Source organism: Allokutzneria multivorans (genome assembly GCF_039537405.1).
Classification (GTDB): domain Bacteria; phylum Actinomycetota; class Actinomycetes; order Mycobacteriales; family Pseudonocardiaceae; genus Allokutzneria; species Allokutzneria multivorans.
Map to the genome: position 1 here is coordinate 42,796 of NZ_BAABAL010000018.1, position 21,855 is coordinate 64,650.

Consider the following 21,855-nt stretch of genomic DNA (forward strand, 5'->3'; position numbering starts at 1 on the left):
GGTGGGCTGATGTCGGTGGTGGGTGCGCTCCAGGTGGGTTCGTGTGTTTCCACTGAGGCAACCGTGGAGAAGGTGCTCGGCTACGAGCGGGAGCTGCGGGACTCGGGAGCGTCGCTGGTGGTGCTGCCGGAAGCGCTGCTCGGCGGTTACCCGAAGGGCGCGTCGTTCGGGACGCGCGTCGGGTACCGGCTGCCGTCGGGGCGGGAGGAGTTCGCGGAGTACTTCGCCGGCGCGGTGGACGTGCCCGGCCCGGAGATCGCGGAGCTGGCGGGGTTGTCGGCGCGGACCGGGGTGTCGTTGGTGGTCGGGGTGATCGAGCGGGCGGGCTCGACGCTGTACTGCACGGCGGTGTTCCTCGATCCGGTCGAGGGTTTGGTTGCCAAGCACCGCAAGCTGATGCCGACCGCCGCCGAGCGGTTGATCTGGGGTCAGGGCGACGGCTCGACGCTGCCGGTGGTGCAGACCGGGGCGGGCTTGGCGGGCGCGGTGATCTGCTGGGAGAACTACATGCCGTTGTTGCGGACGGCCATGTACGCCAAGGGAGTTCAGGTGTGGTGTGCGCCCACTGTGGACGATCGTGAGGTGTGGCAGTCCACGATGCGCCACATCGCGGTGGAGGGCCGGTGCTTCGTGGCGGCGGCCTGCCAGTTCCAGCAGGAGCGGCCGGAGGTGCCGGGTTCGCGGATCAACGGCGGCAGCGTGATCGTGGGTCCGCTCGGCGAGGTGCTGGCGGGGCCGTTGACGGGGAAGGAGGGCTTGATCACCGCGCCCGTGGACCTCGCGTCCCTGGCGGGTGCCCGCTACGACTTCGACGTGACCGGCCACTACGCGCGGCCCGACGTCTTCACGCTCTCCGTCGATGAGACGCCGCGCTCCGCCGTTGTCTTCCGTTAGAGGGGCACGGTGATGCGGGTGGTGAGGTGCTCGGGCGGGGTGGTGCGGGGATCGGTCAGGTAGGTCTCGCGGACCAGGCCGTGCGGGGTGTGGCCGTGTTCGTGGATCCACGCGAAGAGGGCGTGGTAGGTCAGGGAGATCTCCTCGTAGGGTCCACTGTGGATGATCGTGGCGGCCGGGGTGGCGGGCAGGGTTTCGGTGGGGCTCGCGGTTTCCACGGCCGCTGCGACGTCCAGGGTCGGGGTGAGGTCGAGCGGGAACAGGCCGATGGGTGGGCCTTGGACGTCGTGGACCGTGGTGAACAGGCGGGTGACGCACTCGCCGTAGGTGCGGCCGATGTCCTCCTGGGCGCAGCTCGCGCGCTGCACGGCGATGCGGCGCTCGGGTTCGTCGGTGAGCGTGATGTCGGTGCGCCCCAGGCCTTCCTTGAGCAGTCTGTCGACGCTGCGGAGGGCGGCTCGCCGGCGGCGGAGCTCTCCGTCGATGCGGTCGCGTTCTCCGCGCAGCACCTGCTCGTCGCCCGCGAGCAGGTCGGCGATCGCCGGGAGCGGCATGTCGAGCGTGCGCAGCAAGCCGATCGTCAGCGCCGCGCGGGTCTGCGAGCGGGTGTAGTAGCGGTAGCCGCTGCTGGGGTCGACGTGGGCGGGGCGCAGCAGGCCGAGGTCGTCGTAGTGGCGCAGCTGCTTGACGCTGAGGCGGCAGAGCCGGGCGAAACGGCCGATCGGGAAGAGATCGCCGGAGTTGAGATCGGGCATGGCGATCCCCCGTCAGGACGTGGAGCGCAGGCGGGTCAGCTCGGCGAGCGTGCTGGCGCGGGTGGCGGTGATGAAGTCGAGCAGTGCGCGGAGGTGCTCGGCGGGGAAGTCGGCGAGGTCCTCGCGGGTGCGCGCGGCCAGGCCCTCGTAGTAGCGGGCGACCCGGCGCAGGCCTTCCTCGGTGGGTTCGATGAGCACGCGGCGGCGGTCCTGCGGGTCGGGGACGCGGCGCACGCAGCCGGCGGCGTCGAGGCGGTCGACCATGCGCGAGGCGGAGCCGGGGGTGAGCCCGACGCGTTCGGCCAGCACGCCGGGGGTGGCGGGGCCGTGGTGGTTGAGGGCGTGCAGGCAGTGCAGGTCGGTGCTGACCACGCCCATCCGGTCCGCGATGAGCCCGTTGAGCTGGACCAGGGCCACCGTCCAGTCCGGCATGGAGTCGATCAGCTCGTCGACGAGCTCGTCCTTGTTCGTCATGTGACACGGCCCGATCGTTCAAGTAAGTTGTGCGACGCAATCAGTGCGTCGTGCAATAAGTGTGCGACGCTCGTCAAGTGTTCCAGGGGGTCGTCCATGGCTGACCGGCACGTCACCTACGTGCCCGCGCACGGGGCCTTCGCCGTGTGGGGAGCCGCCACCGCCGGGCGCCAGGTCGTGTGCCGCCTCGCCGTGCCGCGCGGTGACCACGTCGAAGCCGCTGACGTGCGGGTGAGCCTCGTGGAGCCGCACGAGTTGCCTGACACCACCGCCTCGGCGCGGGCCTGGCGCGACGCCGTCCGGCTGGTCGAGCGGGGCGCTGGCGACGAGGCGTTCGCCGAGCTGGCGGAGCGCATGCCGCCGGTGGCGCACGCCGTGCTCAACAGCGAGGAGACCGCGATCAGCTCCGCCGCCGCGCTGCTTGACAGCTACCGTCAAGCAGCCGCCGCGCGCGCCAAGCTCGGGGCCATCGACGCCGAACTGCGCCCCTACCAGGTGGACGGCGTGGCGTGGCTGCACTCCGTGCCCGGCGGGGGAGTCCTGGCCGACGAGATGGGTCTGGGCAAGACGCTCCAGGCGATCTGCCTGCTCGCCACGCGCGAGGGACCGCACCTGGTGGTGTGCCCGACCTCGCTGGTCGGCAACTGGCGGCGCGAGATCGCACGTTTCGCCCCGGACACGCCCGTGCTCACCCACCACGGACCGCGCCGCGAGCTGCCCGAGGTGATCCCGGCTCGCACGGTCGTGGTCACCAGCTACAGCGTGCTGCGCGGCGAGGACGACCTCACGAGCCGCGACTGGGACGTGGTGGTGCTGGACGAGGCCCAGCAGGTCAAGAACCCCGACGCCCAAGCCAGCAAGGCCGCCGCGCGCCTGTCCGCGCAGCGCCGTATCGCGATGACGGGCACGCCGGTGGAGAACCGGCTCGACGAGCTGTGGGCGATCATGTCGCTCACCAACCCCGGCCTGCTGGGCACCCGCGCGCGGTTCCGGCAGCGCTTCGGCACTCCGATCGAGCAACGCCGCTCCGCCACCGCCGCGGCCCGGCTCACCGCGCTGATCACCCCGCACGTCCTGCGGCGCACCAAGGCCGCGGTCGCCACCGACCTCCCCCCGAAGCTGTACTCCACGGTGGCCTGCACCCTCACCAGCGAGCAGGCCGCGCTCTACCGCGACGCCGTCGACCGCGCCTTCAGCCTCGGGCTCGGGTCCGGGTTCGAGCGCCGGGGCCGCGTGCTGGCGCTGCTCACCGCGCTCAAGCAGATCTGCAACCACCCCGCCCAGTACCGGCCCGACGAGCTGCCGCTGGCCGGGCGCTCCGGGAAGTTCGACCGCGCGACGGAAATGCTCACCGAGATCGTCGAAGACGACGACCGCGCTCTGGTGTTCACCCAGTACACGGTCACCGGCGAACTGCTCTCCCGGCACCTCGCCGAGCACATCGGCGCGCCCGTGCCCTTCCTGCACGGCGGGCTCGGGGCCGCGCAACGCGACGAACTCGTGCGCTCCTTCCAGCACGACGCCGACGCGCCTCCGGTGCTGCTGCTGAGCCTGCGCGCGGCCGGGTTCGGCCTCAACCTGACCCGCGCCGGACACGTCATGCACTTCGACCGCTGGTGGAACCCCGCCGTGGAGGAACAAGCCACCGACCGCGCGCACCGCATCGGCCAGACCCGGCCGCTCACCGTGCACACCCTCGTCACCGGCGGCACCATCGAGGACCACATCGCCCGCCTGCACGAGAACAAACGCGCACTCGCCGACGCCGTCACCGGCTCGGAGAACGCGCTCGCCGAACTCCCCGACGAGCAACTGCACGACGTCCTCGCACTCGACCCCGGAGCGTTCAGTTGACCCAACCCGAGTTCGGCGCGACCCCCTGGGGCAGGGCCTGGGTCCGCGCCGTGGAGTCCACCGCCGTCACCCGCCCGAACCCGTTGCTGCCCAAAGCACGCAGCCTCGCCCGCAACAACGCCGTCACCGACCTGCGCGCCGAAACGGGCAGCGTCACCGCCACCGTCTCCGGCCACACCGTCCACATCGGACTTCCACTGTGGACGGACGTGCCTGACGGGCTCGTCGCCGACCACACCGGCGACCTGCCCGACGAGCTCGCCGACAGCATCGACATCGCCGTGCCCCTGGCCGACCAGCACACCGAATGCGCGTGCAGAACAAGAAACCCGCACTGCGCTCACGTTCTCGCGACCCTGTACGCGCTGTCGCAGCGCGTCGACGAACGCCCCGTCCTCGCCGCCGCGCTGCGCTACCCGCTCACCGAGCCAACCGACCCCGATTGGATCCCCCTCACCGAGATCGGCGTTGCGGGCTTCTACGGAGACTGAAAGCCTGGCCGCATGTCGGAGAACATCACGCGCTTCCGCGTCGAGATCCCCGAAACAGCCCTCGCCGACCTGCGCAGGCGGCTGAGCGAAACCCGCTGGCCCGACGCCGAGACCGTCGACGACTGGACCCAGGGCGTGCCCCTGGACCAGCTGCGCGAACTCTGCGAGCACTGGGAGAAGGACTACGACTGGCGCGCCGCCGAATCCCGGCTGAACGCCTTCCCCCAGTACCGCACGGAGATCGACGGCCTCGGCATCCACTTCCTGCACGTCCGCTCACCCCACCCGGACGCCACGCCGCTGCTGCTCACCCACGGCTGGCCCGGCTCCGTGCTGGAGTTCCTCGACGCCATCGACCCGCTCACCAACCCTGACGACCCGGCGGATGCCTTCCACGTCGTGTGCCCGTCGCTGCCCGGCTACGGCTTCAGCGACAAACCCCGCACCCCCGGCTGGAACGTCCACCGCATCGCGGAGGCGTGGATCGAGCTGATGGACCGCCTCGGCTACCAGCGCTTCGGCGCGCACGGCGGCGACTGGGGCACCAGCATCACCACCGGCATCGCCCAACGCGTCCCCGAACGGATCATCGGCATCCACCTCGCGCCACCGCTGGCCCCACCCGACCCCGACACCTTCGACGACCTCACCGACGCCGAGCGCGCCGCGATCGCCGACCTGGACCGCGCCAAGAAGACCGAGGACGGCTACTCCGTCCAACAGGGCACCCGGCCGCAGACCCTCGGCTACGCCCTCACCGACTCCCCCGTGGGGCAGTGCGCGTGGATCCTGGAGAAGTTCCACGCCTGGACCGACCCCAAGCACCCGCTCACCCGCGAGCAGATGCTGGACAACATCACCCTCTACTGGCTCACCGGCACCGCGACCTCCTCCGCGCGCCTGTACTGGGAGAGCATCGCCGAGATCCAGAAGATCTTCACCGAACCCACACCGTCCACAGTGGACGTCCCGGTCGGCGCCGCGCTCTTCCCCGCAGAACTGCTCAGCCCCTCCCGGCGCTGGGTCGCCAAGCGTTTCACCGACCTGCGCCAGTGGAGCGAACTGCCGCGCGGCGGGCACTTCGGCGCCTTCGAGCAGCCAGAACTGTTCGTGCGGGACGTCCGCTCGTTCTTCCGGCTGGTGGCCCCGAAAAAATCTTGAGCGAGGATGTCGAGACCGGCGCGACGGCTCCGTCCCAGGGGCGGTAGTGGCCGATCGAACCGGGAGAACCGTCATGCGCAAGCTCATCGTCCAGCAGTGGGTCACCGTCGACAACATCGCCGCGGAGGAGGACGGCGGGCTCGGCTTCGTCTCGGGCGAGGCGTTCTCCGAGGACAGCGACCCCGCGTTCAAGGACGACGTCATGGCCTTCATCGACACCGTCGACACCATGATCCTCGGCGCGACCACCTACAACCAGTCCAAGGGCTACTGGCCCTACGCCGAGGACCAGGGCGAGTACGGCGAGAAGCTCAACAGCCTCACCAAGTACGTCGCCTCCACCACCCTGGAGGAGGCGCCCTGGGGCGAGTTCCCCGCCGCGACCGTGACCACCGACCCGGCCGCCACCGTCCGCGAGCTCAAGCAGCAGGACGGCAAGGACCTGTGGCTGTGGGGGAGCCTGAGCCTGATGCGCTCCCTCATCGACGCCGGCCTGGTCGACGAGGTCCGCATGATGGTCAGCCCGTGCTCGCGCGGCAGGGGAACCCGCCTCTTCGAGGACTCGCGAGACCTGCACGCCGTCGAGGCCACCGCCTACGGCAACGGCATCGTCATCCTGCGCTACGAGATCAAGAAATAGGTCGGATCAGCTTCGTCTCGAACGCGGCGAAGCCGTGCTTGCCGTAGAGGGCGAGCGCGGCTTCGTTGCTCGAATACGCCGACACCGAAAATTCGTTCACCCCGCGAGAACCGGCCCACTCGAAGAACCGCTCCACCAACGCCGAAGCGATTCCACGCCGACGGAAAGCGGGATCGACCCGCATGCTCTCCAACACCCCCGTCACCGCGCCCGGCCGCATCGACGACCGCCCGATCCGGCCCACCAGATGGCCCGCCACCCGGTCCTCCCTGGCCAGCAAGCACACCGCGTCCGGGTTGCCGACCAGCTCGGAGTAGTAGGCGGCACCCTCCCGAGCGGGCCAACCGGTGTCCATGAACCGATCACGCAGCCCACCGTCCTCAGCGAACAAACCATTCACCGACAACACGAGATCGTCAATGTCATCAGCGGTCGAAACAATGATTCTCGGAGTCATGGCGCGACTGTAGCACGCGCATTTTTTTAATTAACTAAACAATGGTTCGAGCATGGTGCGGCCTTCCCGCGAGGTGGACGCGTGTGATGATCAAGAACGTCCGTGCCGCGCTGGAGCGCCTGCGCGCGTGATGGCGCGAGGAGCTTCCGGAGCCAACGAGCCGGTGCCCGGCGCGTCCTAGGAAGTGACCGGATAAAGACCACGCGAGGCGATGAGGTGGTGATCACGTGCTCATCGATCAGGGCCTGCCCTGGTTGTGCGCGCGAGTGGTGGGTGGCTGCGGTGCGCCACCGATGACGGGGCCCGAGGGGTACCCGTGGCTCGAACGGGGACACGCGGCGGTGGCACCGGTGAGGTCACTAGGGTTGATCACGTGAAGTGGCGACGTGGTGGCTGGGAGCGGGTGCCCGCTCCGTCTTCAGTGGCAGAGACCTCCGTGGTGAACCCGCAACGCCCGCCGACGATGAGGATCGCGGTACCCGAGAGGGCACAGGCGACGGCGATGCAGCCCGGGGCGGTCGATCTCGACTTCGGCGTGTCCGGGGCGCGGTGGCTGATGCTCGGCGGCGGGATCTCCGGATTTCTCGCCGTGGTCTGCGCGGCCATCCTCACCGACGGCGAGACGCACCCCTGGGTCTGGCTCTGGCAGATCCTCTCCGGCGCGGCGTTCCTGTGGTTCGTCAGCAGCGCGCGCGCCTCGCTGCGCGGCCGGGGCGTGATCGTCGACCGGCGCGCGCTGTGGTGGCGCGCCGACGGAACGCTGCACGCCGTGCCCTGGCGGGAGATCGGCGCCGTCGGCATCAGCACCCGGCCGCTGCTGGACCGCGCCAGCGTCGTGCGGCCCGACCGGCGCGTCGGCCTGGAGGTCTTCCCCGCCGACCCGGCCTTCCCGGCCCGCTACCCCGAACTCGACCAGTGGCGCGTCGACGAGGTGCCGCCGCGCGAAGGCCTTCCCGCCACGCGCTACCGGTTCCCGCTGCCGCCCGCTGGGCGCCTGCCCGGCAAGGTCGAGGACGCGGTGCAGGACGTGGCCGCCAGCGCGTGGGTCGGCCGCTACCGCATCGAGGCCCCCGCCTCGGCGTGACTGCTGTTCGTCAGCGCGAGAGCCGCTCGGCGGCCTCGCGCTGACGGCGGGCGATCTCCTCGGTGAACTCCGCGATCGTGCGCAGCTTCTCGTCGTCGTAGTCGGCGCACAGCCGCACGACCGTGTCGAGGTAGTCCTTCAGCAGCGCGTCCGCTCCGCGCTGCCGGTCCCGGTGCACGTGCACCAGCAACCGCCTGCGGTCCTGCGGGTGCGGGCTGCGCCGCGCGAAACCCTTCTGCTCCAACCGGTTGATCAGCCCGGTGATCGAGGCCGGCGCCAGCCCGCAGCGCTGCGACAGCTCGCCCGGGGTCAGCGCGCCGCTGTTCTCCAGCAGCTCCAACGCCTTCTCCTCCACCGGCGAGAGCCCCTGCTTGTCGGCGACGGCGGAGTGCAGCCGCACCGCGGCCGCGGCGAGCCGCCTGCCCGCCGCGAGGACCTGGTCTACGAGCTCGTCCCGACTGTTGGCCACGATCATGATCATATCGAGATATTCGTTCGGCGAACGAAATTACAGCGCGAACCGAACCTGGTTGTGATTATCGTTATCGAGTAGGGTGGGGGCGGTCGTCCAGCGGAGAGCGGGGAGAGCGCAGTGATCGTTCCCGGAGTGGTCTCGGTGACCTTCCGACAGTTGTCCGTGCCCGAGATCGTGCAGGTCACAGCCGATTCCGGGCTCCGCGCGATCACCTGGGCCGGTGACGTGCACGTGCCCGTCGGCGACCTCGCCGCCGCCGAACGCGCCAGGACCCTGACCGCCGAGGCAGGCCTGCTCGTCGAGGGCTACGGCTCCTACTACAAGGCCGGGGACACCGAGCCCGCCGCGTTCGCCGACGCCCTGCGCACCGCCGTCGCACTGGGCGCGCCCGTGATCCGCGTCTGGGCGGGCGTCACCGGAACCGCCGACACCGACCCCGCGCGCCGCGCCGCCGTCACCGAGGACCTCCGGCGCTGCGCCGAACTCGCCGCCGTGCACGGAGTTCGCGTCGCGGTGGAGTACCACGTGCAGACGCTGACCGACGACATCGACTCCGCGACGCGCCTGTTCGACGACGTGCCCGCGCTCGTGCCGTACTGGCAGCCCAAGGAAACCCCGCACGTGGACTCCTGCCTCAAGGAAGTGCGGTCACTGCTGCCGAAACTGCGCACCGCGCACGCCTTCTCCTGGGGGCCGGACGGGTTCACCGAACGCCTCACCCTGGCCGAACGCGCCGACCTGTGGCAGCCCGTGCTCGCCGAGCTCAACGCCGACGAGCAGGACCGGTTCGTGCTCCTGGAATTCGTCCTCGACGACTCCGTCGAGCAGTTCCACGCCGACGCCACCGCCCTGCTGAGCTGGACCGGCGCGTAGCCGGGTCATGGCGTCTTCAAGACCACCGAACCCCCCTGTCGATCATCGTTAACCGCCCCCAACCCGATGGTGTGTCGTCGTTGAAGACCGTGGCGGCGGGGGTTTGCGGGTCTTGAAGACCGGCGAACCGCGGCGCCACCCGGTAGTGATCTTCGCGGGGTGGTTGTGCGAGATTGGTCGGCGTGACTGCCACGATGCTCGCCGGACGGCTGGACCTGACCACCAAGCGCTTCGCGGTGGAGGAGGTGCCGGTACCCCGACCGGCGCGGAACGAGGTCCTGGTCGCGGTCCGCGCCTCCGGGGTGTGCCTGTCCGACCTGCACCTCATCGGCGGCGCGTTCACGCCCGCGTACAACCCGGCGAAGGCGGTCACCCTCGGCCACGAGGTCGCCGGAGTGATCGAAGCGCTCGGCGCGGACGTGCCGGACAGGCTGCGCGTGGGCCAGCGCGTCGCGCTCCAGGCGGGGCAGTCCTGCGGGGCCTGCGACAACTGCGTCCGCGCGCTCAGCCCGTGCCTGCGCGTGCTCACACGCGGCGTGGACTACGACGGAGGCTGGGCGGAGTACACGGTCGCCCGCCACGACACGGTGGTCCCGATCCCCGACAGCCTCCCCTTCGAGCAGGCGGCGATCATCCCCGACGCGGTCTCCACGCCCTACGCGGCGATCGTGACGACGGCGCAGGTCACGGTCGGCGAGTCGGCGGGCGTGTGGGGGACCGGCGGGCTCGGCACGCACGCCGTGCAGGTCCTGCGCCTGGTCGGCTCGGCCCCGATCATCGCCATCGACCCGAACAAGGCCGCCCGCGAGCGCGCGCTCGGCTTCGGCGCCGACACCGCGCTGGACCCGCTGGCCGAAGACTTCGCCGAGCAGCTGCGCGCGGCGACCGGCGGCAGGGGACTGGACCACGCCTTCGACTTCGCCGGATCCGGGGCCGCACGCAAGCAAGCCGCGAAGTCCTTGTCCCGCAAGGGAAAGCTCGTGCTCGCCGGGCTCACCCCCGAACAGCTGGAGATCGGCGACAGCATCGGCTTCTGCTTCGAGCAGCAGCAGGTCATGGGCCACTACGGGTCGCTGCCCCAGCACGTGGAGGACCTGATCGCGCTCGCCGGGCACGGTCGGCTGGACTTCTCGCGCTCGATCACCGACCGCATCCCGCTCGCCGAGGCCGAGCGCGCGGTGAAGCAGCTGCACGACAAGGTCGGCGACCCGATCCGCCTCGTGCTCACCCCCTGACGACCAGCAAGGTCTTCCCGAGCGCGCCGCGAGACTCCATCGCCGTGTGGGCGTCCGCGGCGCGCTCCAACGGGAACCTCTGCCCGATCACCGGCCGCAGACCGCCCCCAGCGGCTTCGGCCAGCACGCGCTCCGCCCAGCCACGGACGCGCTCGCCGAAGCCGAAGAGCTGGTCGATCCCGAGCACCTCCACACCCGTGCCGACGCCGTCGAAGGAGGACACCGCGCCGCTGGACGCGCCGTGCACGGAGAACCGGCCGCCAGGCCTGACCAGGCCGAACGCCGCTCGGCCGATCTCGCCGCCGACCCCGTCGAACACGACGTCGACCGGCCCGAGCCCCTCCGTCCAGTCCATGGCGGAGTAGTCGAGCACCGCGTCCGCGCCGAGGGAACGCACCAGGGCGAGCTTGCGGGCACCCCGAGTCGCCCCGATCACGCGAGCCCCGCGCGCCTTGGCCAGCTGCACGAGCAGACTCCCCACACCACCCGCGGCGGCCTCCACGAGGACCACGTCCCCGGCCCGAACACGTGCTCCCTCAACGAGTCCGAGCGCCGTGGAACCATCGGTGTGCAGGCCGACCGCCTCGGCCAGCCCCAGGCCCTCCGGCACCTCGATCAGCGACTCGACCGGAGCCACGGCCAACTCCGCGAACGCCCCCGTCATCCCCGGATCGGCGAGCACACGTCGACCGAGCCACCGCGCGTCGCCGGAGACGACCGTCCCCGCGACGATGCCGCCGGGCACATAAGGCGGCTCGGGCACCTCGTGCCACTCGTCCACACCGCGCCGGATCTGGGTGTCCACAAAGGTCAGTCCAACGAAGCAGACCTCGACGAGCACCTCCCCCGAACCTGCGGAAGGGGCAGGAGCGGACCCGGGGACCAGCACCTCGGGACCGCCGAACCGCGTCAGTTCCACAACTCGCATGCCGCGAGTCTTCAACCTCAACTCGCGTTCAGGTCAACGGTTTCGCAGGAACTCCGCCGTCACCGCATCGGCCGGGAAGAAGGACTCCACGGACAGCTCCGCGACGGTGATGTCCAACGCCGTACCGAAGGTCGACACAGTGCTCAACAGGCTGAGTTCGACGTCCTCGTAGCGGATTCGCAGAGGCACGAAGACCTCACCGGTGTCGGGCACCTCCGCCAGCGACGGCTCTGCGCACGGGTACTCGCGCAGCTCCTCCAGCAACGCCGCCACCTCCTCGTCGCCACTCACCGCCACCTCGCGGGCAAGGCGGCTGAGCAGGTGCGCGCGCCACTGACCGAGATTGGCGATGCGCGCAGCCATGCCGTCGGGGTGCAAGCTCATCCGCAACGCGTTGGGCTGGCCTTCGAGCAGGTGCGGGGCGATGTCGTCGGTGAACAACGAGCTGGCCGCGTTGGCCTCCACCAGATTCCACCGCCGATCGACCGCCACCGACGGAAACGGCTCGTGCGCGGCCAGCACCTGACGCACCGCCGCCTGCACCGCGCTCAGCCGCGGCGAGTCCAGCGCGCTCTCGCGGTAGGCAGGCGCGAACCCGGCCGCCAGCAACAGCCGGTTGCGCTCGCGCAGCGGCACCTCCAACTGCTCGGCCAGGCGCAGCACCATGTCCCGGCTCGGCGTGGACCGACCCGTCTCCACGAAGCTCAAGTGCCGCGCGGAGATGTCGGCGCGCAGCGCGAGGTCCAACTGCGACAACCGACGCCGACCGCGCCAGTCGCGCAGCATCTCGCCAACCGGGGTGCTCATGCACCGAGCTTAAGCGCACCCGCCATTACCTCCGGCGTAATCGACACCACGACCTCCTCCGGTCGATTGTTGTTCCACACCAACCGAAGGAGACCGCAGTGACCGACATCGCCGCTCGCTACATCGCCGTCTGGAACGAGACCGACGCGGCGAAGCGCAGGCACCTCGTGGACGAGCTGTTCACCGAGGACGCCACCTACACCGACCCGCTGGCCGAGGTGGCCGGGCGCGACGGCATCGACATGGTCATCGCGGGCGCCCAGCAGCAGTTCGCCGGACTCGTCTTCAGCGTCCCCGCCGAGGCCGACGCGCACCACGACATCGCCCGCTTCCAGTGGCACCTCGGCGTCGCGGGCGAGGCGGAACCGCTGGTGATCGGCTTCGACGTGGTGCGCGTGAACGGCGACCGCATCAGCTCCGTGCTGGGGTTCCTGGACCGGATCCCGGGCTGAGCCGCTCCATCTCCTCCTCGGAGAGCGTGATCTCCGCCGCCGCCACGTTCTGCTCCAGGTGCCCGAGATCGCCCGTGCCCGGGATGGCCAGCACGTTCGGCCCCCGGTGCAACGTCCACGCGATCAACACCTGCGCGGCGGTCACACCGTGCGCGGCGGCGATCTCCGCGACGACTCCCTGTGGAGCGCCCCGGTCCACGGAGAAGAACGGCGCGAACGCGATGCCCTGCTCGGCGCACTGGTCGAGCAGGGCATCGTCCTCGGCGTCACGAGCACCCAGCCCGTAGAGGTTCTGCACGCACACCACCGGCGCGATCGACAACGCCTCCGCGAGGTGCGCGGTACCGACGTTGGAGATCCCGAGGTGCCGGATCAACCCCGCCTCGCGCAGCTCCGCCAACGCGCCGAAGTGCTCCGCGATCGACCCGGTCCCACGCTCCAGACCAGCACCGATGCGCAGGTTCACCACGTCCAGAGCCTCCAGGCCGAGCTGGCGCAGGTTCTCCTCCACCTGCCCGCGCAGCTGCTCCGGCCGCGCCCGGTACCACTCGCCGGAGGGGTCCCGGCCCGGTCCGACCTTGGTCACGATCACCAGATCGTCCGCGTAGGGGCGCAGTGCGGAGTTGATCAGCTCGTTCGCCGACAACGCCGGCGAGAAGTAGAAGGAGGCGGTGTCGATGTGGTTCACGCCCAGCTCCACCGCGCGCCGCAGCACGGCGACGGCCTGATCGCGGTCGAGCGGGCGGGTGGTCAGGCGCATCGCGCCGTAGCCGAGCCGGTTGACCTTGCGGTCGCCCAGCTCCCAGGTCGAGGTCGTCATGCCCCCAGCCTGCGCCCGCCGCGGCGAGGACGCCGGGCAACGGCAACTTCCTGCCACACTGGCTCCATGAGCACGATCGTGCGCAGTGAAGAAGCGCTGTTCGCCCGCACGGCCCACCTGTTCGCGGCGGCCTCCGAGGTGGCCTGCGCCGCCGACGACCTCAACACCTGGGCGACCTCCAAGCCCCGGCCGCGCCCGCAACTGCACGGCGACAAGCGCATCCGCAAGATGTTCCGCCCCGGCGTGCTGCTCGACCCGCGCTCCGCCGCCCACCTGCACGAGCTGGACCAGGTCGGTGTCGACGTGCGGATCAGCCCCGACGAGATCAACGAGACGATCATCCTCGACCGCCGCATCGTCATCCTCGCGGGCGAACTCGTCGGCGCGACCCGCGAGTTCAGGGTCTTCGACAGCGCCGACGTCGCGCGCAGCGTGTCCACGCTCTACGACGCCGCGTGGCGGGTGGCCAGCCCGCTGAGGACCTACGACCGCAGCTTCGCCGAGCTGCGGGCGCTCGCGCCGCGCCTGCTGGAGGTGCTCGCCTCGGGCAGCAAGGACGAGACGGCCGCGCGCGAGCTGAACCTCGGCGTGCGCACCTACCGGCGGCGCGTCGCCGAGCTGATGACCGCGCTGGGCGCCACCTCCCGGTTCCAGGCCGGTGTGCGGGCCCGCGAACTCGGGCTGGTGTGATCATCCGGGTACGGTTGCCCGGTGTTCGCGGGGCTCGACAAGATCGACTGGTTATCGCTGGAGCACGCGTACGGACCCGCGGCCGAAGTCCCGGAGATCCTGCGCGGCCTCGTTTCGAGCGATCCCGAGGCCCGTGAGCTGGCCTACGAGGACTTCGCCGACGCGCTGCACCACGGCGGTGACGTGTACGAGCCCACCGCGTTGTGCGTGCCGTTCCTTCTCGAAGCCGTGTTCGAGCCCTCGACGCCGCAGCGCGCGGAGCTGCTCGGGTTGATCGCCAGCGTCTGCGGAGTCGACGACACCGGCCTGGACACGTGGACGCCGGGCGAGCCCGATCCGCACGAGAACCACCGCCACGCCGCCACCGCCCGAGCGTTCGTCGGCGCCGAACTGCCCCAGCTCCTCACGCTCTTCGACGACCCCTCAGTCGAGGTTCGCCGAGCCCTCCCAATCGTCCTCGCGGTGTGCCAAGAGCACTGGACCACAACGCTTTCCGTTCTCCGGAGTCGCATCACCGCCGAGCCCGACCCGCACGCGCGAGCCGCCGTCGTGCAGGCGGTCGGCATGATCGCGCCGCACCTCGAAGAGGACGCTGAACTCGATGCGGCGCTCGCGTGGATCACCGAGCGCGCTGCCGACAACGACCGTCCGATCGTGCAGCTCCGCGCGCTGGCGACGCTCGCCGACATCGACCCGGGCGCGCTGCCCGACGACGTCGCCTCCATCGCGGCAGCCGCCGTCCGAGCCGTCGACGGCACGTCCGTGGCGCAGCACGTGCTGTCCTTGGACACAGCCCTCTGCGGAAGAACCGCTGAACGAACCGCGCTCATCACCGAGCTGCTTTCCTGTGGCTCCAACGATGTTCGTCGGCTGGGCTGTGCGCTTGCCCGCGCGCTCGTGCGCGAGTGGCGCGGGGACCACAGCGAGCTGGCCCGACGCGTTGGCGCGCTGCTGGTGACTCCCGAGCTGGCCAAGGACGCCACCGAGACCCTGGACTACTTCGGCCCGGACGCGGCGCCCGCGGCCGATGCTTTGCTTGCGGCACAAGACGGATCGCCGCACCTCCTACGAGCCCTCGCGCGCACTGGCGACGCACGTGCCGTCTCGGCAGTGCGAGAAGCCTTGGGCCGCAAAGACATCCCTCACGACATCGGTGGCATGCTCTACGGCATCCGTGCGCACGCCTTGCCCTTGCTCCCGCTCCTACTTGAGCGACTGAGCGATGTGAACGACGTGCGCCGACGCGGCGGCCTGCTCACCGCGATCGGCAACCTGGAGCACACCGGAGCCGACGCGGCACCGAATCTGGTGGAGCTACTGGAATCCGGAGCCCGCGACAGCGCCCTGTTCTACGCGCTGCGCGCACTCGGTCCGGCTTCAGCAGCGGCCACGTCGACCTTGCGGCAGCTCTGCACGGAGCACCCCTTCGACGCCCCGCTCGCGCTGTGGCGGATCGCGGGCGACCCCGTGCCCGCGCTGGCCGTGATCGACGCGAGCGACAACGGCATGCGCCTGGCCGCCGCCCTCGGGCCCGCCGCCACCGACGCGCTGCCGCTCGTCCGCGCGCGCCTGGCCGAAGCCTGCGACGCGTGGTCCCGCATGCACGCCGCGCTCGCGCTCTGGGAGATCACCGGCGACGCCGAAGCGGTGGTCCCGGCGCTGATCACCGCCTGGCGCGGCAGCTCGCACTGCCGCACGGTCGTGGCGCGGTGCCTCGCGGAGATCGGCCCGGCCGCGCACACCGCCGAAGGGCTGCTGCGCGCGGAGCTCGCTCAGCCACGCAGGCACAACGTCGGCGTCCACTTCGCCGACGCGGTCAGCGAGGACCAGGAACTGCTGCGCGCCTGTTCGAACTTTCTAGGTTTTTTTGGGCCGACACAGGGCAACTAATTCCCATGCGACATCTCCGTCGGCCGCACGAGCCCGGTGATCAGTGGACACCGGTCAACGAAGCGGACCAGAACCTGGGAGCGATCCTGCTCGTCGAGCTGGTCGTCCGGCCCGTGGCGTACACGACCTTCGATCCCGGAGCCGACGCTCGGCGCGGGACCATGGCCGAGCTGTTGGCGCTGACCTCCGTGTTGCGCGTCGACGACCTGGTCATGCGAGTGCGCGCCGTGATGGAGACCGAAGGCCAGCGCGCACCGGACGGCGGAGCCGACCGCGTTGCCTCGGCGGTGCTGAACGGCTGCGAGGCGTTCACGCACCGGTGGCGCAACCAGCCGCTCGACCCCGCCGAGTTCAACCGCGAGCTGACGGTGCTGGAGGACCGCCTCGACACCATCGCGCTCGATCTGGCCACCGGCATCAACCAGGACCAGGTCTGAACCACCGCGCGAGATGCGCTTCGAGGTCCTGCTGATCACAGCCGACCCACGCGACGTAGCCGTCCGGCCGGAGCAGAAGAGCCGGAACCTCCAACGCCGCAGTGGGGTCAGTGAGCTGATCGACCCGATCGGCCCAGCTGCCGACGCTCAACTGCGCGGTGCGATCCAGCAACAGACCACGCCCTCGGTGCAGCAGGTCGTAGAGGCGGCCGTGCTGCACGTCGAGGTCGCGCAGACGGCGACCCACGAGATCGTGGCCACCGCCGAAGTCGTAGCGAATGCCGATGCCGGTGATCTTCTCGATCAGGCGGCGATTCACCTCCTCGATGTCCATCAGCTCGGTCAGCAGCCTGCGCACAGCACGCGCACCCGGCTCCGGGGACAGCAATTCCATCTGAGCGCGGGTGTTGTCCAGCACGTCAGCGGCGACCGGGTGGCGTTCGGCCTGATAGGTGTCCAGCAAGAATTCCGGCGCCCAGCCCCGGATCTGCGCGGCCAGCTTCCACCCGAGGTTGAAGGCGTCCTGCACACCCAGATTCAAGCCCTGCCCACCGATCGGCGGGTGAATGTGCGCCGCATCGCCCGCCAACAACACGCGCCCGACGCGATAGTGCTCAGCCAGCCGAGTCGCATCCCCGAACCGCGACATCCAACGCGGGGAGTGCACACCGAAATCCGTTCCCGCGACAGCGCGCAACTGCTTCTGGAAATCCTCCAGCGTCGGCGGTGCGGTGCTGATCCCCTCGGCGGGAACCACAACCCGGCCGAAAGGGCCGACGCTGAAACTCCTGTCGCGCTCGCGGAGTTCGGCCAGCACGGCGGAGATCTCCTCCTGCGACGCGCCGATCTCCATCTCGCCCATCAGTGTCTGCGTCCGCGAGGGCTCACCGGGGAAACCGACGCCGAGCACCTTGCGCACAGTGCTGCGCCCGCCGTCGCAGCCGACGAGATAACGCGTGCGGAGCCGTTCCCCGTCAGACAGCTCCACAGTCACGCCCTCGTCGTCCTGCGCGAAACCGGCCACCGCACAACCACGCCTGATGTGCGCGCCGAGCGTGATCGCGTGGTGTTCGAGCAGATCGACGACGACAGGCTGCGGAATGCCGACCAGATACGCGTGCGCGGAATCCAGGCATTCAGGCGCGGGCTTGGGGATAGCGGCGAAGAATCCGGCCGCCGGCCGCTGCCGACCGCGTGCGGCAACGCGTTCCAGCAACCCGCGCATGGCCAACAACTCGATGCTGCGAATGTGCAGACCGACGATCCGAACGAACGAAACCGGCTCGGTCTCCTTCTCCAGAACGAGAACCCGGACATCGTGCAACCGCAGCTCAGCGGCCAGCATCGCGCCGGTCGGCCCGCACCCGGCGATGATCACGTCATACATGGCAGTGCCTTTCGGGAGTGGCGGGGCACTCCCGGCGACACCTGCGTCAGTCGCCCGACCGTGACGGGAGGGGGAGCACCCACATCGCTTCTGCGTTCACGGGTCTCACCTCCTCGGACAGGATCGCGGTCAGCGGCAAACTACAAGCCCGGCCACCGCCGCGTCGACCGCGTTTCCGGCTCGCTCCGAGCGCTTGCTCCGATCGGGGCGGGAGCCAGCCCGGACACGCCGCTGCTGGAAGACTGAGGCCGTGGATGACGATCTTGTGGCTCTCGCCGAAGCGCACGGCGTCGCGACCTGGTACGAGGACGGCAACCTGGAGCGCGTCGACGTCGCCCCCGACGTCGTGGCCGAGGTGCTCGCGCTGCTCGACGTGGACGCCTCGACGCCGGAATCCGTGCGCGCCGAGCTGGACCGCGTCCGAGCGCGCGCGACCGAGAACCGGCTGCCGCCGACGATCGTGCTACGCCAAGGAGCCACCCGCGCCGTCGGAGCGGGCGTGCTGACCTGCGAGGACGGCACCTCGATCGACGTGGACGGCGAGCTGCCCGCCGACCTCCCGCTGGGCTGGCACGAACTGCGCGTCGCCGACCAGGTGATCACCGTTGTCCTCGCCCCGCCCGCGCTGCCCGAACCGCCGCGCGCCTGGGGGTGGATGCTCCAGCTCTACGCCGTGCGCTCGGCGCAGTCGTGGGGGATGGGCGACCTCGCCGACCTGGCGGAGTTCACGCGCTGGGCCGCCGACAACGGCGCGGGGATGGTGCTGGTCAACCCGCTGCACGCGCCGAACCTCGTCGAGCCGGTCGAGCCCTCGCCGTACTCGCCGTCCAGCCGCCAGTTCGTCAACCCGCTCTACCTCCGCGTCGAGCACACCGACGCCTACGCCCGAGCAGATGCCGAAACCCGCGCTCAGGTCGACTCGCTGCGCGCGCCGAATGGCGACCGCATCGACTACGACGAGGTGTGGCGGGCCAAGCGCGCCGCGCTGGAGCTGTTGTGGCCCTTCGCTGAAGTCGCCGAACCGGACTCCGCGTTGCGGGCCTTCGCGACGTTCTGCGTCATCGCCGAGAAGCACGGCCCCGACTGGCGCTCGTGGCCGGAAGCGTTGCGGCACCCCAAGAACGTGCACCACGACGATGACCGCGTGCGGTTCTACGCGTGGCTGCAACAGTTGTGCGCCGCTCAGCTCTCCCGCGCTCGTCAAGGCGTCCGCGTCGTCCACGACCTCGCCGTCGGCGTCAACCCGGCGGGCGCCGACGGCTGGATGCTCCAGGACGTCCTCGCCAAGGCCAGCGTCGGCGCTCCACCCGATGAGTTCAACCAGCAGGGCCAGAACTGGGGCTTGCCGCCGTGGCGCCCGGATCGCTTGGCAGAGCAGGGATACCGGCCATATCGCGATGTGCTGCGCGCCGTGCTCCGGCACGCCGACGGCATCCGCATCGACCACGTCGCGGGCCTGTGGCGGCTGTGGTGGGTGCCCGAGGGCTCCGGCCCCGAGCGCGGCACCTACGTCCGCTACGACGCCGAGGCGATGCTCGGAGTGCTTGCCCTGGAAGCGCATCGCGCCAACGCCGTGGTCATCGGCGAAGACCTCGGCACCGTCGAGCCCGAGGTCACCGAGGCGCTGCACGCGCAGAACATGCTCGGCTCCACCGTCGTGTGGTTCCAGCGCGACCACGAGGCCGAGGACCGCCCGCTGATCCCGCCCGCGTCGTGGCCCGCCAACGCCGTCGCCAGCATCTCCACCCACGATCTGCCCACCGCGCCGGGCTTTCTGCGCGGCGAGCACGTCCGCGTCCGCGCCGAGATCGGTGTGCTCGGCCGCTCCCTCGCCGAGGAACAGGCGCACGCCTCGGCTGAGCGCGCGGACTTCTTGGCGCTGCTGCGCGCCGAATCCCTGCTCGGCGAGGGCGAGGCCAGCGACGACGAGATCGTGGTGGCGCTGCACGGACTGCTCGCGCACAGCCCGTGCCGCGTGCTGCTCGTCTCGCCCTACGACGTCGTCGGCGAGCTCCGCCAACCCAACCTGCCCGGGACGGTGTCGGAGTACCCCAACTGGAGGCTCCCGCTGCCCCTCACGCTGCCCGAACTCCAGGCCGACCCCCGCGTCCGCGAGGTCATGCGCAGGTTCAAGGCGTGATCACGCGGACGATCACCGGGCCGGACTGGGACCACGACGACCTGACCGGGTTGAGCTTCGAGCGCGTGGCCTTCGTCGACATCGACCTCACCGAGGCGGTCGGCCAGGGCGCCACGTTCACGGAGTGCACCTTTCGCGACTCGCTGTTCAACGTCTCGCAGCACTCCGGCTCGGCGTTCCTCAACTGCGTCTTCACCAGGTGCGATCTCTTCGACGCCACCTTCACCGACTGCAAGTTCGTCGGCAGCCGCTTCGACCGCTGCGCCTTCGGCCTCACCAAGGTCGTCGGCGGAGACTGGTCCTTCGCCGCACTGCCCGGCGCTGACCTGCGCAGAGCCTCCTTCACCGGAGTGCGCATGCGCGAAGCCGACCTCACCGGCGCACGCTGCCAAGGCGCGACCCTGCACCGCGTCGACCTCTCCGGCGCGGTGCTGGACAAGGCCAACCTGGAGCGCTGCGACCTCCGCGGCAGCGACCTGTCCGCGGTGGACCCCTTGGTGGTGTCCCTGAAAGGTGCCTTGATCGAACCCGAACAAGCCATGGTCCTCGCGGCCGGACTAGGCCTCCGCTTCGGTTAGCGCCGGTCCGGGCGACTGTCCACATCGGACGATGATCACCGCTGCGCTTCGCCGAAGGATGCCAGAAGGGCGGCAGTCGAACCGGCGAGCTCCTTGCCCCACGAACAGGTTTCGGCCTCACCGCGCGCAACCGGCCGCTGAGCGGGTCAGCGGTGATGAAACTGATGCTCAAGGCGGACAAGGACACCGGCGACCGCGTCGATCTCGCCGACCATCCGCTTGCGGCATAAGAACTTTCTCTTTGAGTCCGACCGCACGCGACCGCTACTGTCCGCCGACATGTCCCCCAATCGAGTGAAGCGCGCGGTGGCGGCCGGAGCGGTCGTGGCGGCGGTGAGCGTGATCCCGCTGAGCACCGCGGCCGCGGCGCCCGACCCGAGCACCGCATCGGAGGCGCTCAAACAGCTCAAGGCGGTCAACGAGGAGGCCGAAAAGCTCACCGAGGCGCTGCACAAGGCCAACGACGACCTCAAGGCCAAGGAAGGCGAGGTCGCCAAGGCCAACGACGAGCTGACCAGGGCCAACGCCGCGGGGGAGCAGGCGAGGCGGCAGGAGGGCGAGCTGCGCGGGCACGTCGACCAGATGGCCAGCTCCGCGTTCCAGGGCGCGCGGATGAACCACATTAGCGCGCTGCTGATGAGCAAGTCCCCGCGTGAACTGCTGGACCAGCTGTCCATGACCGACCTGATCACCGCCGAGAACAAGGCCGCGATGGACCGGCTCAACGCCACCATCGCGCAGGCCGGAGCCGCCGCGAAGAGGGCGGATGACGCCAAGGCGAACGCGGCCAAGGCGGCGGAGGCGGCCACCGGGATCAAGCAGAGCCTCGACGCGCGCACGAAGGACGCCAAGGCCAAGCAGACCAAGGCCGAACAGCTCTACTCCCAGCTCAGCCGCGCCGAACGGGACAAGCTCTCCGACGCCGGGCTGGACATCGACCTCTCCGACCTGCCCGAGGGCGGCATCGGCGCCGCCGCACTGCGCCACGCGGTCACCCAGCGCGGCAAGATGTACGGCTGGGGCAAGTCCGGACCCGAGCGCTTCGACTGCTCCGGCCTCGTCATCTGGGCCTTCGCCAAGGTCGGCGTGTCCCTGCCCCGCTCCAGCGCCCAGCAGGCCCGCGTCGGAACGCCGATCCCGACCGGCAACCGAAGCGCGTGGAAGGCCGGTGATCTGCTGTTCTTCGCCCACCCCGGTGAGGGCGTCAGCCACGTGGCGATCTTCGTCGGCGGCAACACCCAGTTCCACGCCTCCCAGGCCGGGGAGCCGCTGAAGTACAGCAACGTGCAGAGCAACCTGGTCGGAGTCCGCCGCATCGGCTCCTGACCGGCTG

General features: G+C 70.4%; 23 protein-coding genes. 15 read left to right on the top strand and 8 right to left on the bottom strand.

Annotation, left to right across the window (positions count from 1 at the left end):
• The first annotated feature begins 9 nt into the window (after nt 1–9).
• Nucleotides 10–894, top strand: coding sequence for a carbon-nitrogen hydrolase family protein (locus ABD798_RS24155; RefSeq protein WP_344878836.1), 885 nt, complete (start codon nt 10–12; stop codon nt 892–894).
• On the opposite strand, the gene ABD798_RS24160 is transcribed toward ABD798_RS24155, so the two are convergent.
• Together ABD798_RS24160 and ABD798_RS24165 are read right to left on the bottom strand one after the other, a co-directional pair.
• Entirely contained in the window at nt 891–1,649 is a 759-nt protein-coding gene (locus ABD798_RS24160; protein ID WP_344878839.1) for a MerR family transcriptional regulator, read from the bottom strand. The two genes, ABD798_RS24155 and ABD798_RS24160, sit on opposite strands and share 4 nt — an antisense overlap.
• Nucleotides 1,650–1,661: 12 nt before the next feature.
• Entirely contained in the window at nt 1,662–2,123 is a 462-nt protein-coding gene (locus ABD798_RS24165; RefSeq protein WP_344878842.1) for a MarR family winged helix-turn-helix transcriptional regulator, read from the bottom strand.
• A gap of 96 nt (nt 2,124–2,219) precedes the next feature.
• Between ABD798_RS24165 and ABD798_RS24170 the strand changes: the two genes are divergently transcribed.
• From ABD798_RS24170 to ABD798_RS24185, 4 genes are all read left to right on the top strand, one after another.
• Nucleotides 2,220–3,977: a DEAD/DEAH box helicase gene (locus ABD798_RS24170; protein WP_344878845.1), complete on the top strand. Its 1,758-nt coding sequence runs from the start codon at nt 2,220–2,222 to the stop codon at nt 3,975–3,977.
• Complete coding sequence (locus tag ABD798_RS24175; RefSeq protein WP_344878848.1) at nt 3,974–4,468, top strand: hypothetical protein; 495 nt, start codon at nt 3,974–3,976, stop codon at nt 4,466–4,468. The genes ABD798_RS24170 and ABD798_RS24175 overlap by 4 nt, the downstream gene beginning before the upstream one ends.
• Before the next feature lie 12 nt (nt 4,469–4,480).
• Entirely contained in the window at nt 4,481–5,629 is a 1,149-nt protein-coding gene (locus tag ABD798_RS24180) for an epoxide hydrolase family protein (RefSeq protein ID WP_344878851.1), read from the top strand.
• Between the two features lie 73 nt (nt 5,630–5,702).
• Complete coding sequence (locus tag ABD798_RS24185) at nt 5,703–6,269, top strand: dihydrofolate reductase family protein (RefSeq protein ID WP_344878854.1); 567 nt, start codon at nt 5,703–5,705, stop codon at nt 6,267–6,269.
• On the opposite strand, the gene ABD798_RS24190 is transcribed toward ABD798_RS24185, so the two are convergent.
• Nucleotides 6,259–6,669, bottom strand: coding sequence for a GNAT family N-acetyltransferase (locus ABD798_RS24190; protein WP_344878857.1), 411 nt, complete (start codon nt 6,667–6,669; stop codon nt 6,259–6,261). The two genes, ABD798_RS24185 and ABD798_RS24190, sit on opposite strands and share 11 nt — an antisense overlap.
• A gap of 430 nt (nt 6,670–7,099) precedes the next feature.
• Here ABD798_RS24190 and ABD798_RS24195 point away from each other — a divergent pair, with 430 nt between their 5' ends.
• Complete coding sequence (locus ABD798_RS24195) at nt 7,100–7,810, top strand: hypothetical protein (protein ID WP_344878860.1); 711 nt, start codon at nt 7,100–7,102, stop codon at nt 7,808–7,810.
• Nucleotides 7,811–7,820: 10 nt separating this feature from the next.
• Here ABD798_RS24195 and ABD798_RS24200 read toward each other — a convergent pair whose 3' ends face one another.
• Complete coding sequence (locus tag ABD798_RS24200) at nt 7,821–8,279, bottom strand: MarR family winged helix-turn-helix transcriptional regulator (protein WP_344878863.1); 459 nt, start codon at nt 8,277–8,279, stop codon at nt 7,821–7,823.
• A gap of 123 nt (nt 8,280–8,402) precedes the next feature.
• Here ABD798_RS24200 and ABD798_RS24205 point away from each other — a divergent pair, with 123 nt between their 5' ends.
• Entirely contained in the window at nt 8,403–9,158 is a 756-nt protein-coding gene (locus ABD798_RS24205; protein WP_344878866.1) for a sugar phosphate isomerase/epimerase family protein, read from the top strand.
• Between the two features lie 182 nt (nt 9,159–9,340).
• Nucleotides 9,341–10,393 carry a zinc-binding dehydrogenase gene (locus ABD798_RS24210; protein WP_344878869.1) on the top strand — a complete coding sequence of 351 codons (1,053 nt, stop codon included), beginning with the start codon at nt 9,341–9,343 and terminating at the stop codon, nt 10,391–10,393.
• On the opposite strand, the gene ABD798_RS24215 is transcribed toward ABD798_RS24210, so the two are convergent.
• Complete coding sequence (locus ABD798_RS24215; protein WP_344878872.1) at nt 10,383–11,321, bottom strand: zinc-binding dehydrogenase; 939 nt, start codon at nt 11,319–11,321, stop codon at nt 10,383–10,385. The genes ABD798_RS24210 and ABD798_RS24215 overlap by 11 nt on opposite strands.
• 33 nt (nt 11,322–11,354) lie before the next feature.
• Nucleotides 11,355–12,128 (bottom strand): MmyB family transcriptional regulator, encoded by a 774-nt coding sequence (locus ABD798_RS24220; RefSeq protein ID WP_344878875.1) that lies wholly within the window; start codon nt 12,126–12,128, stop codon nt 11,355–11,357.
• A gap of 98 nt (nt 12,129–12,226) precedes the next feature.
• Here ABD798_RS24220 and ABD798_RS24225 point away from each other — a divergent pair, with 98 nt between their 5' ends.
• Complete coding sequence (locus tag ABD798_RS24225; RefSeq protein ID WP_344878877.1) at nt 12,227–12,580, top strand: nuclear transport factor 2 family protein; 354 nt, start codon at nt 12,227–12,229, stop codon at nt 12,578–12,580.
• Here ABD798_RS24225 and ABD798_RS24230 read toward each other — a convergent pair.
• Nucleotides 12,540–13,400 carry an oxidoreductase gene (locus ABD798_RS24230; RefSeq protein WP_344878880.1) on the bottom strand — a complete coding sequence of 287 codons (861 nt, stop codon included), beginning with the start codon at nt 13,398–13,400 and terminating at the stop codon, nt 12,540–12,542. The two genes, ABD798_RS24225 and ABD798_RS24230, sit on opposite strands and share 41 nt — an antisense overlap.
• 66 nt (nt 13,401–13,466) lie before the next feature.
• Between ABD798_RS24230 and ABD798_RS24235 the strand changes: the two genes are divergently transcribed.
• The 3 genes from ABD798_RS24235 to ABD798_RS24245 are packed head-to-tail and all read left to right on the top strand — an operon-like array spanning nt 13,467 to nt 16,417.
• Complete coding sequence (locus tag ABD798_RS24235; protein ID WP_344878883.1) at nt 13,467–14,090, top strand: helix-turn-helix domain-containing protein; 624 nt, start codon at nt 13,467–13,469, stop codon at nt 14,088–14,090.
• Nucleotides 14,091–14,111: 21 nt separating this feature from the next.
• Nucleotides 14,112–15,980 (top strand): hypothetical protein, encoded by a 1,869-nt coding sequence (locus ABD798_RS24240; RefSeq protein ID WP_344878885.1) that lies wholly within the window; start codon nt 14,112–14,114, stop codon nt 15,978–15,980.
• A 5-nt stretch (nt 15,981–15,985) separates the two neighbouring features.
• Entirely contained in the window at nt 15,986–16,417 is a 432-nt protein-coding gene (locus ABD798_RS24245; protein ID WP_344878887.1) for a hypothetical protein, read from the top strand.
• Here the strand turns inward: ABD798_RS24245 and ABD798_RS24250 are convergent.
• On the bottom strand, nt 16,398–17,804 hold the full coding sequence (locus tag ABD798_RS24250; protein WP_344878890.1) for an FAD-dependent monooxygenase: 1,407 nt from the start codon (nt 17,802–17,804) through the stop codon (nt 16,398–16,400). The genes ABD798_RS24245 and ABD798_RS24250 overlap by 20 nt on opposite strands.
• 250 nt (nt 17,805–18,054) lie before the next feature.
• Here ABD798_RS24250 and ABD798_RS24255 point away from each other — a divergent pair, with 250 nt between their 5' ends.
• The 3 genes from ABD798_RS24255 to ABD798_RS24265 all read left to right on the top strand — a co-directional run bounded on the left by ABD798_RS24255 (nt 18,055) and on the right by ABD798_RS24265 (nt 21,848).
• Complete coding sequence (locus ABD798_RS24255) at nt 18,055–19,944, top strand: 4-alpha-glucanotransferase (RefSeq protein ID WP_344878893.1); 1,890 nt, start codon at nt 18,055–18,057, stop codon at nt 19,942–19,944.
• The gene (locus ABD798_RS24260) at nt 19,941–20,522 is read left to right on the top strand and encodes a pentapeptide repeat-containing protein (protein WP_344878896.1); all 582 of its coding nucleotides are present in this window, start codon (nt 19,941–19,943) and stop codon (nt 20,520–20,522) included. The genes ABD798_RS24255 and ABD798_RS24260 overlap by 4 nt, the downstream gene beginning before the upstream one ends.
• Nucleotides 20,523–20,801: 279 nt before the next feature.
• Nucleotides 20,802–21,848: an NlpC/P60 family protein gene (locus ABD798_RS24265; protein WP_344878899.1), complete on the top strand. Its 1,047-nt coding sequence runs from the start codon at nt 20,802–20,804 to the stop codon at nt 21,846–21,848.
• Nucleotides 21,849–21,855: the final 7 nt, after the last annotated feature.

Bases quoted from the DNA above. Each gene is read 5' to 3' on its own strand.
- ABD798_RS24155 (WP_344878836.1), top strand. From the start codon at position 10: ATGTCGGTGGTGGGTGCGCTCCAGGTGGGTTCGTGTGTTTCCACTGAG.
- ABD798_RS24160 (WP_344878839.1), bottom strand. From the start codon at position 1,649: ATGCCCGATCTCAACTCCGGCGATCTCTTCCCGATCGGCCGTTTCGCC.
- ABD798_RS24165 (WP_344878842.1), bottom strand. From the start codon at position 2,123: ATGACGAACAAGGACGAGCTCGTCGACGAGCTGATCGACTCCATGCCG.
- ABD798_RS24170 (WP_344878845.1), top strand. From the start codon at position 2,220: ATGGCTGACCGGCACGTCACCTACGTGCCCGCGCACGGGGCCTTCGCC.
- ABD798_RS24180 (WP_344878851.1), top strand. From the start codon at position 4,481: ATGTCGGAGAACATCACGCGCTTCCGCGTCGAGATCCCCGAAACAGCC.
- ABD798_RS24185 (WP_344878854.1), top strand. From the start codon at position 5,703: ATGCGCAAGCTCATCGTCCAGCAGTGGGTCACCGTCGACAACATCGCC.
- ABD798_RS24215 (WP_344878872.1), bottom strand. From the start codon at position 11,321: ATGCGAGTTGTGGAACTGACGCGGTTCGGCGGTCCCGAGGTGCTGGTC.
- ABD798_RS24220 (WP_344878875.1), bottom strand. From the start codon at position 12,128: ATGAGCACCCCGGTTGGCGAGATGCTGCGCGACTGGCGCGGTCGGCGT.
- ABD798_RS24230 (WP_344878880.1), bottom strand. From the start codon at position 13,400: ATGACGACCTCGACCTGGGAGCTGGGCGACCGCAAGGTCAACCGGCTC.
- ABD798_RS24235 (WP_344878883.1), top strand. From the start codon at position 13,467: ATGAGCACGATCGTGCGCAGTGAAGAAGCGCTGTTCGCCCGCACGGCC.
- ABD798_RS24245 (WP_344878887.1), top strand. From the start codon at position 15,986: ATGCGACATCTCCGTCGGCCGCACGAGCCCGGTGATCAGTGGACACCG.
- ABD798_RS24250 (WP_344878890.1), bottom strand. From the start codon at position 17,804: ATGTATGACGTGATCATCGCCGGGTGCGGGCCGACCGGCGCGATGCTG.
- ABD798_RS24265 (WP_344878899.1), top strand. From the start codon at position 20,802: ATGTCCCCCAATCGAGTGAAGCGCGCGGTGGCGGCCGGAGCGGTCGTG.